Raw genomic sequence first — 14,131 nt, 5'->3', positions numbered from 1 at the left:
CCTGGCTTGGTCAGGTCGTCCCAGTCCTTGATGCCCTTGGGGTTGCCGTTGCGCACCAGAAACAGCATGGTGGAGGTGGTGGGCGAGGCATTGTCGGGAAATCGCTTGGCCCAGTCTTTGGCGACCACGCCCGCGTTAGCCAGAAACTCCACGTCGGTGGAAGTATTCATGGTCACCACGTCCGCATCCAGGCCGTCGGCCACCGAACGCGCCACGGCGCTGGAGCCGGCGTGGGACTGGTCAATCTTGATGTCCTTGCCGGTGGTTTTTTTGTAGTGCGCGATGAAAGCCGCGTTGTAGTCCTTGTAGAACTCGCGCGCCACGTCGTAGGAGCCATTGAGTAGCGTTTGAGCGGAAGCGATACCGCTGGCGGCGAGCGCCAAAGCGACAAAAGCGATTTTAAATTTTGAGGTCATGCGGTTACCAAGGGTGCAAAAGATGAAAAGGGGGAAGAAGAAAACCCGGAGCGAGAAGTCGATGGTGCATCATCGCCCGCCAGCGACTGCAGCAAAGCCAGGCCCAGTGGCCATTCGCCATGACCTGACTCGATGTTGATGTGGCCTGCCTGCTGCAGACGCACAAACTCACTACCCCATGCGCGGGCGTATGCGCCGGCCAGTCGCACCGGGCAAAAGGGATCATTGCTGCTCGCCACCAGCACGTTGCGGTAAGGCAGTTTCTGGAATGGCACCGGCGCAAAGTCGCTCAGAACGGCCCTGCGTTCCGGGTCGGCTGGTGCGACCAGCAAGGCACCCCGAATACGCGCTGCCACGTCGGGCGGCAAATGCGCTGTGGCAATGCAGCCCAGGCTGTGCGCCACCACTACGACCGGCTCGTCCTGCAACAAGATGGTGCGGGCGAGCGTAGCCACCCAGGTCTTACGATCCGGATTCAGCCAGTCATCCTGCTGCACCCGCACAACGCCTGGCAGGCGCCCGGCCCACAGGCTTTGCCAGTGACCGGGGCCGGAATCGCGCCAGCCGGGAACAATGATGAAACGCACCTGAGTCTTCCTCAGCGGTGAGCCGACAAGGCGATCCGCGCAGCACACGCGGTGGCAAGCGTGGGGGCCATATTATTTGTTGGGTTGGGGTGTGATCCGCAGGTAAGGTTTGACGGCCTTGAAACCTTTGGGAAAGCGCTGGGCCAGTTCGGCCGGATCCTGGATGCTGGGCACAATCACCACGTCGTCGCCGTCTTTCCAGTTCACCGGCGTAGCCACCTTGTGGCTGTCGGTCAGTTGCAGCGAATCAATCACGCGCAGGATTTCGTCAAAGTTGCGGCCGGTGCTGGCCGGGTAGGCAAAAGTGGTGCGGATGACTTTTTTCGGATCGATGATGAAGACGCTGCGCACCGTAGCGGTGGTCGAAGCATTGGGGTGAATCATGTCGTAGAGATTGGCCACCGTCTTGTCGGCGTCAGCCAGAATGGGAAAGTTGACTGTGGTGTTTTGCGTTTCGTTGATGTCCTTGACCCATTTTCCGTGCGAGTCCAGCGGGTCGATACTGATGGCGATGGGCTTGACGTTGCGTTTGGCAAACTCGCTGCTCAGTGCTGCAGTCTTGCCCAACTCGGTGGTGCACACCGGCGTGAAATCAGCAGGGTGCGAGAACAACACGACCCAGGAGTCACCGGCCCACTGGTAGAAGGAAATCTTGCCTTCGGTGGAATCCTGGGTGAAGTCGGGTGCCGTATCGCCAAGTCTGAGAGTTGTCATGCTGCGCTCCTGAGTGATTGGAATTAACGCATTGTGCGGAGCAAAGCTTAAAACTCAAAAGAATATATTGCTCTTAATTAATGCAATTATTTGAATATAAACTTATCAGGCCAACCACCGGCAACACTGAAAAATTTTTATAATACTATTATTCCGATAGCAAACAATAACCGTATTCATTCGACCTGCTGCTGATTCTTTATAAAAACAGGTGTCGTCAACAAGCGGGGTGCGACCAGTGTCCCGCACCCGCTCGACCTGCATGTACTGGCCCAAAAAATCGAGAAAGTTGCGCTCGGCGGGCACTTGGCCTCGACTCGAGGTGAAAACAGCCTGCGTCAGGGCCAGCTTGGGAGCGCAGACGGTCATGACGGGCATCAGCAACTCGGCTTGCAGTTCGGCCAGGCTCAGACTTCCCGGCAAAAAGCGGCCGCCCCTTCGGCCTCACCAGCACTTAGGCGCTTCGCCAGTCGGCGTGCAAATGGTTCACCGTGTCCGGTCCGACCAGATTTTCAGGAGTGGACGCTATGCCCTGGCGGCGTAACTGTTAAGGACTTGCCAGCCAATGCCCGGTCGTGGCGCTCGCCTGCCTGACCACCAAACTGCCGCTGTCGTCCAGCCCCGGCGCACCCTCAGTGCGATGTCTATGCCCTCCTCCACCAGATCCACCCCCCGGTTGGTCACGCGCATGTCCAACCCTAACGAGGGGAACAACGCCGCATAACGAGAAACAGGTAGCCCAGCGAACTTTGCGCCAGCGTCGCCGGGCAACGGATGCGCTGCGTGCCGCGCGGCTCGATCTTTAGGGCTGCTGCCTGATTACGCGCAGGCCTACAGCCCAATCCCCAGGCCTTCCTTGCCTGCGCCCCAAAAAAAACCCACTGATTGCGGGTCTTTTCTTTTTCTTTACGGCAGCGCCTCAAGCGTGTTTCTTGACCCAGGCCACGTACTGGTCAACCCAGCCCTGCAAAAACTTCAGGCTGGTTTCGCCAATATGACCGGCAGCGTCATAAAGGCCTTCCTTGTTTTGAATAAAAGCTTCTGGCTGGCCCAGGGTGGGCATGTTCAGGTAAGCCAGCGTGTTGCGCAGATGCTGCTGCGCCATAGCCGTGCCAATCGGACCGACCGAGACTCCAATGACACCGGCAGGCTTGCCATCCCAGGCGCTTTTACCGTAGGGGCGGGAAGCGTTGTCGATGGCATTTTGTAGCACGCCCGGCACGGAGCGGTTGTATTCGGGCGTGACAAACAGCACACCCTGTGCCGCCATGATCTCACCCTTGAGGCGTTTTACCTGAGCTGATTGCTGCGCGTCGTCATCCTGGTTGTACAAGGGCAAGTCATCGATGCGTGCATGGGTAAAGCTGAACTCTGCTGGAAACAGCTTTTCAAGCGCCTTGGCCAGCTTGGCATTAAAGGAATCCTTGCGGAGACTGCCGACGACGACGACGATGTTGAATTGGGCCATGAAACGTTCCAGTAAACCGGTCATGAAGCTGACCGGCAGTTTGATGAAAATATCGGTAGGGACAGCTCATTATGCAAAGTCTGGCCAAACCCTGCTCTTTTTGACTTTCGGCCGCGAATCCTTGCAGCGGCTTTCGGCGTATTGCCCTGTCATCGAGTAGGTTGACAACCCCTGCTGCAAACCGGCTGACATGGCAATGCGCTACCATCGGAAATTCGCTATTTAGGCGGAAAATTGCGTGAAATGGTAAGAGCTGAACGGGGCCAAAACTTGCGAAAAGTTGCGCTGCAACTGCGGGGCAATCTCAATAAGAGTGCTTTTGGGCAGCGCTCTATTACCGGCTTCATCGCATATTCGGGCAATTGCCGAGGCATATCATTCACGGCACTGACCGCAGTTTCCTTCATCCAGAACCTGATACCGTCAAGGACGCACAAGGGTGTCGATATAGCTTCAAATCACCCTTAACAAGGATACTGATGAAACGAGTTGATGATTTCCGCCTGCAATTGGGCCGCCACGAACTGGTGCCCATCATCGTTGGCGGAATGGGCGTTGATATTTCCACTGCCGAACTGGCACTGGAGGTCGCACGGATGGGCGGTATCGGCCATATTTCAGACGCCATGGTTCAGGATGTCTCGGACCGGCGTTTTGACACTGATTTTGTCAAGGAAAAAACCAAACTCTATAAGCACAACATTGACAACTCGGACAAGAGCGTCGTGCAGTTCGATTTGGGTCGCCTTGCTGAAGCGACCAAGCTCCATGTGGGGAAAACCATGCAGGCCAAAGGCGGCGCTGGCATGGTGTTTATCAACTGCATGGAAAAGCTGACCATGAATTCCCCTCGCGACACCCTGCAGGTGCGGCTGAACTCCGCACTTGATGCAGGGATTGACGGCATTACCCTGAGCGCCGGCCTGCACCTGGGCTCTTTCGGCCTCATGGCAGACCATCCGCGGTTTCGCGATGCAAAACTGGGGATCATCGTTTCCTCGGTGCGCGCCCTGCAAATCTTTTTGCGTAAAAATGCCCGGCTTGACCGGCTGCCGGATTATGTGATTGTTGAAGGCCCGCTGGCTGGCGGACACCTGGGCTTTGGCATGGATTGGGCGCAATACGATCTGGCCACCATCATGACCGAAATTGCCGGCTACCTCAAGGCCGAGCAGCTCGACATTCCCCTGATTGCCGCTGGCGGTATTTTTACCGGCACTGACGCCGTTTCTTTCCTCGAAAATGGCGCGGCTGCCGTGCAGGTGGCAACGCGCTTTACGGTTGCCAATGAATGCGGCCTCCCGGCAAAGGTCAAGCAGGAGTATTTCAGGGCCAGCGAAGAAGACATCGTGATCAACACGATTTCTCCCACCGGCTATCCGATGCGAATGCTGAAAAGTACGCCGGCCATCGGTTCGGGCATCCGGCCCAACTGCGAAGCCTATGGCTACCTGCTCGATGGCAACGGCAACTGCGCCTACATCACGGCCTACAACCAGCAAATCCTGCTCCACCCGGACGGCAAAAACATTTCGGTGATGGACAAGACCTGTCTGTGTACCCACATGCGCAATTACAACTGCTGGACCTGCGGCAGCACCACATACCGCCTGAAAGACACTACCCGGCGCCTGCCCGACGGCAGCTACCAGACCATGAGTGCCGAGCATATTTTCCGCGACTACCTGCTCAGCACTGAAAACCATGTGTTACTGCCCGATTAAGCCCGCTGCGCAGATTGGCGACTAGCCTGTCCACTCTTCCGCCCACGCCGCGCAACCGAGGAAAAGAATGAATGAGCAGGCGGCCAGGGATGTGGTCTTGGTGCATGCCATTGAAACCGCTGATCGCAAGCTGGATATCCTGAGCGAATACGATCGCATGGATGCCAGCCGCAGCGCGAAAGAGCTGGCTCATTGGCAGGCCTCCCACAGCTGTTCCGAAGTCACGGCAGACGACTTTCTGCAACAGCGCGCCGGACAAATTCTTAAACGGATCGCTGAACGATTCCCCTCCTTTGCGCTGGTCCTCAAATGGCCGGCGGGCCTGAACCTGCTCTTGACCGCGCTGCCCGTCGCGGCCCTGCTGGCAGGCATGCTGATGGACAGAATCACCGACCCGCACCGCGTCGATCTGCTGTCGGCGCCACTGCTGCTGATCATCGGCTGGAATTTGCTGGTCTACACCGGGATGCTGGTCTGGCGCTGGCTACCCTCCACCAGATCGAGGCGGTTTGACACCGGTTTGACCCGCCTGCACAGCTTGGGCCGGACGCGCCTGCCGAGCAAGCTGCCTCAGGCACTGGCAACCGGGCTCGTCGCTTTTCTGGCTGAATGGACACGACTGAGCGGCAAGCTGACCTCGGCCAGACTGGCGCGAACGGTGCATGCCGGCGCTGCCCTGTTTGCCGGAGGTGCGGTGCTTTCACTGTACGCGCGGGGCTATGTTGCGCAGTATTCGGCGGGATGGGAAAGCACTTTCCTCGACGCCAGCCAGGTGCACGCACTTTTATCAGGGCTGTTCAGGCCGGCCGTGCTGGTTTTTCATCTTCAGGGCTTTTCCATTGCTGACATTGAGGCGCTCCGATTTGGCCAGGCGACGTCGCCGACCGGGGGTGCACGCTGGGTGCATCTGTATGGCGCTACCATGCTCCTGCTGGTCGTGCTGCCGCGCGCCCTGCTCGCAACAATCGCCCATTTGCGGACCAAAAAATGGACAAGAAATTTTCCTCTGGATTTGCAACAGCCTTACTTTCGCAAACTGGTAAAGGCATTGGGCGGCGTTCCCGGCACCCTGCGCGTGTTGCCTTACAGTTTCGCGTTGGACGAAGAACGCGACAAGGGCCTGAACAGGCTGGCAACCTTGCTTCTCGGGGAGCAGGCGCGGCTGATGTTTCGCGCGACCATCGCCTATGGCGAAGAGCCGGCGGACGCGCTGCGGTATTTCAGTCCGAACGATGGCGACGCCACGCTGACGGCGGTTCTTTTCAATCTTGCAGCGACGCCCGAAAAAGAAAATCATGGCGCATTGCTGGATTTTCTTGTGCATGAATCGGCGCGCGGCATTGCCGTTCTGGTTGATGAATCAGGCTACCTTGAACGTGTTGGCACGCACGCTGGCGGCGCGGCGCGCATGACCGAGCGCATGGCACTGTGGCAGCAGTTTTGCAGTTTTCACAAGGCGCCCGCAAGCTTCGTCAACCTGCTCAAGCCCGACGCCCAGCCGCTGGAGCACGGGCTGACTTTATCGGCGACGGCATGAACCCCACCCCGGTCGAGGTCCAGTTTGCACTGATTTCCCACACCAACAACGGCAAGACCACGCTGGCCAGAACACTGCTTGGTGCCAATGTCGGGGAAGTGCGCGATGCCGCCCACGTCACCCTGTTGTCCGAGTCACATGCGCTGCTGACAACGGCTCTAGGCGACTCCCTGCGGTTGTGGGATACGCCCGGTTTTGGCGATTCCGTACGCTTGCTCAAACGTCTCGGCATGTCCGGCAACCCGATTGGCTGGTTCTTGCGCGAGGTGCTGGACCGCTACCGAGACCGCCCCTTCTGGCTCAGCCAGCAGGCGCTTCGAACCGCCAGGGACGCCGCCGATGTGGTGCTTTACCTTGTCAATTCAGCCGAGAACCCCGGTGACGCCGGCTATCTGGCAGCCGAGATGAAAATACTGCAATGGCTGGCCAAGCCGGTGGTGGTTCTGCTCAACCAGACGGGTCTGCCGCGTCCGGCAGCTCTTGAGCATGCAGAGCTGTCGCGCTGGAGCCACCATCTGGCGGATTACCCCGTTGTCCGGGATGTACTGGCGCTCGACGCTTTTGCCCGGTGCTGGGTGCATGAACGCGTATTTTATGAAGCCGTTGGCAAGCTGATCGCGGCGCCAAAAGCAGCGGGCTACGCACGCCTGCTGGCCGCGTGGGAAGCGAACAATGAGGCGCGTTATCATGAAGCGATGCGCCTGACAGCACTGCAAGTGGTGGCCGCGGCGCAAGACAGTCAGCCGGTCAAGTCAGATAACAAGTCGCTGTTCAACGCAGCCCTGCAGGCCGCGGGCCTGCGCAGATCGGCAACGCAGCAGCGCCAGGACCAGGCCATGAGTGGGCTGGTTGAGCGGCTGAATCTGGGCATCGCAACGACCACCCGCCAGTTGCTGGCGCTGCACCGGCTGGACCCCGGAGAAGCGGCCAGAATCAACACCCGGGTGCGCGAGAATTTTGTCATTCGTACCCCCATGGACCGTGCTCAGGCGGGCCTGCTTGGCGCAGTGCTTTCGGGCGCAGCGACGGGCTTGTCGGCTGATCTGTTGGCGGGTGGCCTGACCCTGGGCAGCGGCGCGCTGCTGGGCGGTGTGGTGGGCGCCCTGACCTTTTCCGGCGCCGCCTGGGGATTCAATTCGACGATGAACAGAAATCATCCGTTTGTGCAGTTCACCGACGAGTTTTTGCGCACCTTGCTCGTCACCAGTGTTCTACGTTATCTGACGGTTGCTCATTTCGGGCGCGGTCGGGGCAATTTCGCAGAAGGCGAAGCGCCGGCATTCTGGCAAATCGAAGTGGAGCGCGCCGTTGCCACCAATGAAAAAGCGGTAAGTCGCTTGTGGCAAACGCTGCGTACCCAGTCCGATGCTGACAAAGCGGTTGAATCCGCACAAACCATCCTGCTGGCCATTACTTCAAGCATCCTGAGCCAGCTCTATCCACATTCATTGTCCGGCTCCAGTTTCAAACCCTGATGGGCTTTAGCCAACCAGCCAGACTTGCCGGATGCCTTTCGCAAGACCAGTCAGCGGTCTATGAAATTTCGCGTCACGAACGTTTATCAGCGAGAAGCCGGTGCATGAAAAGGTTTCCATCGCCACACGGCTATTTTTCCGGCGGTGCGGGAGGATCTCATCCGATCGCAACCTCCGTCAGGACAGGCCGGGATAAACAGCAAGGCGATTAGACAACCGCGCCAAACAGTGCGCCGACCCCCGCCGTGATGGCCATGGCCAGCGCGCCCCAGAAAGTGACCCGCCACGCGCCCGTCAGAACGCTCGCGCCGCCGGCTTGCGCTGCCATGGCGCCAAGCACCGCCAGAAAGACCAGCGAGGTTCCGGATACCCAGGGAATCAGCCCATTGCCGGATATTAGCGCTGTCACCGCCAGAGGCAGTGCCGCGCCGACGGCGAAGCTCGCAGCCGAAGCCAAAGCGGCCTGCACCGGCCGGGCAGTCAAAGTTTCGGAGATGCCGAGCTCGTCGCGCGCATGGGCACCCAGGGCGTCATGCGCCATCAATTGCCCGGCCACCTGCTGGGCAAGATCTGGCGCCAGCCCCCGCGCGACATAGATGGCGGTCAGCTCGCGATTTTCCGCGACCGGATCGGTCTCGATTTCCTTGCGCTCACGAGCCAGATCCGCATTTTCGGTATCGGCCTGCGAATGAACGGAAACATATTCGCCAGCGGCCATCGACATCGCCCCCGCCATCAACCCGGCAACACCGGCCACCAGAATGCCTTGCTGGCTGGAACCGGCGGCGGCAACGCCGACAACCAGGCTCGCGGTAGAAACGATGCCGTCATTCGCCCCCAGTACGGCGGCACGCAACCAGCCAATACGATCCGTGCGGTGACGTTCAATGTGGCGGCGTGGCGATTTCATAAGCAGCAAGCTCCAGTTTTGAATGCAGCGGTCGCAGGCGCACCGCTACAATTCCAGTCGAGTGACTGATTGAAGCATATCCATGACTGATTCCGCCAGCGTTGAATCACCGGCGCCCGCGCCGGCTGCCGCAAAGCAAGCCAGACTTCACCCGGATATTCTCAAGCTCGGTTTGGTCAGCTTCCTGACTGACCTGAGCTCCGAGATGATTTTTTCGGTGTTCGCCATCTTCTTCACCACCATCGCCGGGGCATCGGCATCCCTGCTGGGGCTGATTGAGGGACTCGCCGACTTCTCGGCGTCTTCATTGAACTACCTGGCGGGCTGGCTGTCGGATCGCAGCGGCCAGCGCAAGTCGTTTGCCATCGCGGGCTACGGTTTCTCGACACTCGCCAAAATCATCCTGCTGATGAGCAATTCCATCCTCGGTCTGAGCCTTTTTCGCGTGATCGAACGCCTCGGCAAAGGTTTTCGCGGACCGCCGCGCGACGCCTGGCTGTCCGGCGTTGCAGGGGAAAAATCGCGTGGCTACTCCTTCGGCGTTCACAAGGCGCTGGACAAGTCCGGCGCGGTGCTGGGCCCGCTCGTCGCCTACGGCTTGCTGAGGTGGCTGGGCGAGTCGGCCGGCACCTACCGCACGCTGTTTTGGGTCGCTTTCATACCAGCACTACTGGGCGTCGCCATGCTGGCGCTCATCAAGGAGCAACCCGGCGTTCGCCATGAGCGTGAAAGCGTGGCCCAGAACTGGCGGGCGATCAGCACTGGTTTCAAGCGCTTCCTGATCCCGGCGGGTGTCTTTTCACTGGCCTACTTCAGCCTGGGATTTTTGCTACTGAAGGCGCACGACCTTGGCTTTGGCGTGACCGACATCGTGTTGCTCTACGCCCTTTTTAATACGAGCTGCGTGATTGTGGCGCCACTGGCAGGCTTGCTTGGCGACAGGATTGGCCGGAGCCGCATCATTTTGCTGGGCTACGCGGTGTATGGTCTCGTCAACCTCGGCCTCATATTTGCCACCAGCCAATGGGAACTGGTGGTGGTGTTCTTCTTTTACGGCTTTTTCTACGCCATCGACGATTCGCAGAGCAGGGCTTTCATCGCGGATATCGAGCCCGAAAGGCGCGCGACAGCGATAGGTGTTTACAACTTCGTCACCGGCGTACTCTACCTTCCAGCCTCGCTGATCGCCGGCGCATTGTGGACTGTCTCGCCAAACCTGGCCTTCGGTCTGGCGGCGCTGCTCTCATTGGCCGCCATGGCCTGCTTTATCCTGCTTCAGCCTGCAAGACATTGAGTTGGCCTTGATGCCGTCAAGGCTGTTGTTTTACTTTAACAACCAAATTTGCTATTAAAATAATAGCTGCATACAACGGTATTAATTGGACTAGAGCGCTAAATCTCCGGAAATAACGCAAACGGCAAGCCCACCCAGTTCCGAAGACCGCCGGGCCTGCAGCACCAGCCCATGCACGGCGGCAATGCGCTGCACGATGGACCAGCCCAGTCCACTGCCACTTTCAAGGCTGCCGGGCAGCCTGAAAAAACGCTCGCCCAGCCGTTCGCGGTCGGCGTCCTCCAGTCCCGGCCCGCTGTCTTCCACGCTCAAGATAACATGTCCGGCCTGCTGACTCACGGCCACCTTGACGCGCGCCCCGGGCGGGCTATATCGCACCGCGTTGTCGACCAGATTGCGCACCAGCACGGCCAGCAGCGTTTCGTTGCCCGGCAGACTGCTGGGCTCGGTACCCTCGAACTCGAGCGTCTGGTTCTTGGCAATCGCCCGGGGCGCAACTTCGGCCACGACACGCTGGGTCAACGCCCGCAGCCCGACCGGCGCCATGAGGGGTGAGCCAACAGCTTCCAGCCTGGACAGGGTCAGCAACTGTTCCACCAGCCGCGTGGCCCGGTCGCAACCCTCCAGCGTGCTGTCGAGCGCGTGCCTTCGCTTGGCCTCGTCGGCTTCACCCAGCGCCACCTGTGCCTGCGCCCGGATGGCCGCAATCGGGGTACGCAGCTCGTGTGCCGCATCCGCCGTGAAGCGTCGTTCGGATTCCAGCAACACGCTGATTCTGGCAAACAATTCATTGAGCGCCGTAACCATGGGCAGCATCTCGGACGGTGCTCCATCAAGCCCCAGTGCTTGCAGCGCCTGCGGCTCGCGCTTAGCCAGCACGCGCCCAGCCGACGCATGGGGGGCGACACCACGGTAGACAGCCCACCAGATCGCCAGCGCCAGCAGCGGCAGCGCCACGGCCATCGGCCACAGCGTGCTGCGCAGCACGGCCCACAGAATCGAGTCCCGGGATTTCATCTGCTCGCTGACATACACCTGCACATCGCGTTCGGCTCCGTAAGTGGCAAAAACGCGCCATGTCGTTCCTTCCCGCTGCACGGTTTTAAAGCCGGTATTAAAGGCCTCGATCATCGGCTCGATCGGTGCGTTGGACGAGCGCAGTGCCAGCTGCCCCTCGTGAAAAACCTGGAACGCCACCTTGGGGCCATAGCGGTGCAGCGCGGGCGCATCAATATTGCGGTTGTCCTCGTCATCGATGGCTGGCACCTGTTGGGCCACCAGCAGCGCGGCGGCCTGCGCCAGATGGCCGTCGAGCAGCTCGTCAAGTTCGTGGCGCGCATCGAACCATGTCATCACCGCCGTGGCCAGCCAGACCACAACGACCACCGAGAGCACGAGAAGCAGCAAGCGGCCCTGCAGCGAGCGCGGCGACCGGATCATGATTTAGGCACGTCACGCTGCAGCATGTAGCCGACACCGCGCACGGTGTGAATCAGCGCCGGTCCCAGCTTGCGCCGCAGATTGTGGATATGCACCTCGACGGCATTGCTTTCCACCTCCTGGCCCCAGCTGTAGAGTTGCTGCTCCAGCTGCTCGCGTGACAACACGCGCCCAGCGCCTAGCATGAAGGTCTGCAGCAGGTCAAATTCCCGGGTGGACAGCATGACCAGCTCGCCCGCCTGGCGCACCGAGCGAGAGGCAGGGTCCAGAACGACATCCTGCGCGCACAGGCATTCCTGCGGCTGCCCATGCGCCCGGCGGACCAGCGCGCGCAGCCGTGCGGCCAGCTCGTGCAGGTCCACCGGCTTGACCACATAATCATCGGCGCCCACATCCAGCCCGCGGATGCGGTCAGGCACGGCGTCACGCGCGGTCAGCACCAGCACCGGCGTCAGGATTCCCGCACCGCGAACGGCGGCCAGCACGTCCAAGCCATCCTTGCGCGGCAAACCGAGGTCGAGCACGGCCGCCGCATAAGGCTGTGCGCGCAGTTCGCGCTCTGCGGCCTCGCCATCGCGCACCCAGTCCACCTGAAAGCCCAGCTGACGCAGCCCCGCCCGCAGTCCGTCGCCCAATAAAGAGTCGTCTTCAGCAAGCAGGATGCGCATGGGGGCCTCTCAGTCTATGTAGCAGTCTATGTCTTAGTCGCTGTCATTGTTGCGCTGATTATCAATCCGCACCGTACCCTGCAAAGCGGCATCGCCCTGAGGCGCTGCGGTCCACTGCCAGCCCCAGAAACCCATCACGCAGGCCAGCACTACCGCAGCCAGGATGCCGTGGTTGCGCTTTGCCAGATCGGGGCCGGGGCCGGCAACGCGGCCGGTCAGCATGGGCAAGGCCTGGTTCTTGCGCCGCAGCAGGCTCAACATGGCAATCAAGCCGATGTGGACCAGCACCACCGCGAGCATGGCGTTGCCAAAAAATTCATGCACGTTTTCCAGCCATTCGCCGCCCCATTCATCCCAGACTGCATAACCGCTGAGCGTCAGCGGCAAGACCACGCACAGGATGAGCAGCACGGCCAGCGCCATGAGGAAATTCTGGCCCTGCCGCCAGGCAGGCTGCAGCGTGCCGGGTGACTTCACCGCAGGCAGCGACTTCAGCCAGGCCGGCAAACCCTTCAATTTGCGCATCAGGACCGAGAGCCGGGCATGGCGCGGCCCGAACAGGCCCCACAACACGCGGCACAGCAGCAGCCCAGCCAGGGTGTAGCCCAGCGTCACATGCACCATCCGCCAGCGCTCGCCGTCGGCGGTCAGGTAGGCACCGGCAAAACTCAGCGCCATCAGCCAATGCAGCATGCGCGTGGTCGCATCCACCACGCGGCGACTTGCGGGAAGGGGCGCCCGGGTTTGTAGTCCAGCCGGTGCGGCGGCGGATTCTGAAGAAGGAAAGGTATTGGCAGTCATGGCTTTCTCACTTGGGGATACGGATGTTGTCTTCGTTGAAGTCGCCCTTGTCGGCACGGGTGTGGCAGGCCGCACAGTTGGCGCGGCTGCCGACGGCGACCCGTTTCCAGACCTGGGGAGCAACTTCGCGGTGCTTGCGCTCAAACCAGGCCGAGGTGGTGATGCGGTCTTGCGGCGGCTCTTCGCTGACGCGTTTGTAAGTCCCGGCATTGGCGGCCAGCCACGTGGAAAGCTCCTTCACCGTGGCCGCGTCCAGCGATGCGTCGGTTCCGTAATGCTTTGGCAGGGTTGCCATGACCCGCTTCCACGAAGCAGCAGGCAGCATGCCGGGCGGATAAGCCAGATGGCAGGCCGCGCATTCCTGCTGGTATTTGGGCAACAACGGCACCATGCGCCTGTCGCCATCGGCCATCGCCGCTTGCGTGATGCCAAAGGCGGCGAACAAAACGAACAGGACCTGGGTAACAAAGGGAAAGGGGTGAAATTGAAGTGACATGCCTGTTTATCCTTGCGAGTGAAAGAAGTGCTGAAATAAGGTGGGGTCAGCGCTTGAGCGTCATCAGCCAGCTCAGCACATCGGCTTTTTCGGCTGCCGTGCATTCGCGGCCCGCAACATCTTTGCAGTTGCGGCGAAACCACTTTTCAGTTTTGGCCGAATCGGTGAAACGCTCAGGATTGAAAGCCGGCGCCAGCGCGCTGATTGATTTGCCGGTTGACGCATGCTTCCCAGCCTGCGTGGGCAAAGCGCCATGACAGGAGCCGCAACTCCATTCACGGCCCTGTCGGGTATTGAAAAATTGCTGGCCACGCGCTGGTACCGCAGGCGATCCCGCCTGGGCGGTGTAACCCGCCAGCTGCTCCATCGGCGTCGCGGCATGCGCCACCGGAGCGATGGCAGCACAGGCCAGGCCTGCCGTGGCCAGAATGGCTAAAACCGATGATCGATGCAGAGGTAACAGCTTCATGAGGACTCCTTGTTTTAGGCTTGTCCTCATGATGCGGCGGGCTTCTTAGCGCTTTCTTAAAAAGCAACGCATCCCCTCAGACGGCCTTAAGCGGCAGCCGTCAGGATTGACCCATCCCTCCACTCCGCAAGG

15 protein-coding genes are annotated in these 14,131 nt (G+C 60.2%); 4 read left to right on the top strand and 11 right to left on the bottom strand.

Going from position 1 to position 14,131, the window contains the following annotated elements; all coding sequences use genetic code 11:
- The 5 genes from HHJ19_RS10785 to HHJ19_RS10765 all read right to left on the bottom strand — a co-directional run.
- A partial coding sequence (locus tag HHJ19_RS10785; protein WP_296907045.1) for a sulfate ABC transporter substrate-binding protein occupies positions 1-416 on the bottom strand: 416 nt, incomplete at its 3' end.
- Positions 413-1,003: an alpha/beta hydrolase gene (locus HHJ19_RS10780; RefSeq protein ID WP_296907043.1), complete on the bottom strand. Its 591-nt coding sequence runs from the start codon at positions 1,001-1,003 to the stop codon at positions 413-415. The genes HHJ19_RS10780 and HHJ19_RS10785, both read right to left, overlap by 4 nt.
- A gap of 72 nt (positions 1,004-1,075) precedes the next feature.
- On the bottom strand, positions 1,076-1,717 hold the full coding sequence (locus tag HHJ19_RS10775) for a peroxiredoxin (protein WP_296907041.1): 642 nt from the start codon (positions 1,715-1,717) through the stop codon (positions 1,076-1,078).
- 105 nt (positions 1,718-1,822) lie between these two features.
- Positions 1,823-2,095 (bottom strand): hypothetical protein, encoded by a 273-nt coding sequence (locus tag HHJ19_RS10770; RefSeq protein ID WP_296907038.1) that lies wholly within the window; start codon positions 2,093-2,095, stop codon positions 1,823-1,825.
- A 541-nt stretch (positions 2,096-2,636) separates the two neighbouring features.
- Complete coding sequence (locus HHJ19_RS10765) at positions 2,637-3,185, bottom strand: NAD(P)H-dependent oxidoreductase (protein WP_296907050.1); 549 nt, start codon at positions 3,183-3,185, stop codon at positions 2,637-2,639.
- Between the two features lie 479 nt (positions 3,186-3,664).
- Here HHJ19_RS10765 and HHJ19_RS10760 point away from each other — a divergent pair, with 479 nt between their 5' ends.
- The 3 genes from HHJ19_RS10760 to HHJ19_RS10750 all read left to right on the top strand — a co-directional run bounded on the left by HHJ19_RS10760 (position 3,665) and on the right by HHJ19_RS10750 (position 7,921).
- Positions 3,665-4,909 carry a nitronate monooxygenase gene (locus HHJ19_RS10760; protein WP_296907034.1) on the top strand — a complete coding sequence of 415 codons (1,245 nt, stop codon included), beginning with the start codon at positions 3,665-3,667 and terminating at the stop codon, positions 4,907-4,909.
- A gap of 67 nt (positions 4,910-4,976) precedes the next feature.
- The gene (locus tag HHJ19_RS10755; RefSeq protein WP_296907031.1) at positions 4,977-6,446 is read left to right on the top strand and encodes a DUF2868 domain-containing protein; all 1,470 of its coding nucleotides are present in this window, start codon (positions 4,977-4,979) and stop codon (positions 6,444-6,446) included.
- On the top strand, positions 6,443-7,921 hold the full coding sequence (locus HHJ19_RS10750; protein ID WP_296907029.1) for a DUF3482 domain-containing protein: 1,479 nt from the start codon (positions 6,443-6,445) through the stop codon (positions 7,919-7,921). The genes HHJ19_RS10755 and HHJ19_RS10750 overlap by 4 nt, the downstream gene beginning before the upstream one ends.
- Before the next feature lie 208 nt (positions 7,922-8,129).
- On the opposite strand, the gene HHJ19_RS10745 is transcribed toward HHJ19_RS10750, so the two are convergent.
- Positions 8,130-8,831, bottom strand: coding sequence for a VIT family protein (locus HHJ19_RS10745; protein ID WP_296907026.1), 702 nt, complete (start codon positions 8,829-8,831; stop codon positions 8,130-8,132).
- Positions 8,832-8,913: 82 nt separating this feature from the next.
- Here HHJ19_RS10745 and HHJ19_RS10740 point away from each other — a divergent pair, with 82 nt between their 5' ends.
- Positions 8,914-10,125, top strand: coding sequence for an MFS transporter (locus HHJ19_RS10740; RefSeq protein WP_296907023.1), 1,212 nt, complete (start codon positions 8,914-8,916; stop codon positions 10,123-10,125).
- 90 nt (positions 10,126-10,215) lie between these two features.
- Here HHJ19_RS10740 and HHJ19_RS10735 read toward each other — a convergent pair whose 3' ends face one another.
- The 5 genes from HHJ19_RS10735 to HHJ19_RS10715 are packed head-to-tail and all read right to left on the bottom strand — an operon-like array spanning position 10,216 to position 13,897.
- On the bottom strand, positions 10,216-11,565 hold the full coding sequence (locus HHJ19_RS10735; protein ID WP_296907020.1) for an ATP-binding protein: 1,350 nt from the start codon (positions 11,563-11,565) through the stop codon (positions 10,216-10,218).
- Positions 11,562-12,233: a winged helix-turn-helix domain-containing protein gene (locus HHJ19_RS10730; RefSeq protein ID WP_296907017.1), complete on the bottom strand. Its 672-nt coding sequence runs from the start codon at positions 12,231-12,233 to the stop codon at positions 11,562-11,564. The genes HHJ19_RS10735 and HHJ19_RS10730 overlap by 4 nt, the downstream gene beginning before the upstream one ends.
- A 33-nt stretch (positions 12,234-12,266) precedes the next feature.
- Positions 12,267-13,034: a cytochrome b/b6 domain-containing protein gene (locus tag HHJ19_RS10725; RefSeq protein ID WP_296907015.1), complete on the bottom strand. Its 768-nt coding sequence runs from the start codon at positions 13,032-13,034 to the stop codon at positions 12,267-12,269.
- 7 nt (positions 13,035-13,041) lie between these two features.
- On the bottom strand, positions 13,042-13,530 hold the full coding sequence (locus tag HHJ19_RS10720) for a diheme cytochrome c (RefSeq protein WP_296907013.1): 489 nt from the start codon (positions 13,528-13,530) through the stop codon (positions 13,042-13,044).
- A 46-nt stretch (positions 13,531-13,576) separates the two neighbouring features.
- The gene (locus HHJ19_RS10715; RefSeq protein WP_296907048.1) at positions 13,577-13,897 is read right to left on the bottom strand and encodes a DUF1924 domain-containing protein; all 321 of its coding nucleotides are present in this window, start codon (positions 13,895-13,897) and stop codon (positions 13,577-13,579) included.
- Positions 13,898-14,131 lie beyond the last annotated feature (234 nt).

It is taken from the genome of Polaromonas sp., assembly GCF_012927415.1.
Taxonomy (GTDB): Bacteria; Pseudomonadota; Gammaproteobacteria; order Burkholderiales; family Burkholderiaceae_C; genus Polaromonas.
Note: the sequence above shows the minus strand (reverse complement) of the source record. Positions and strands in the feature narration are given on the sequence as shown.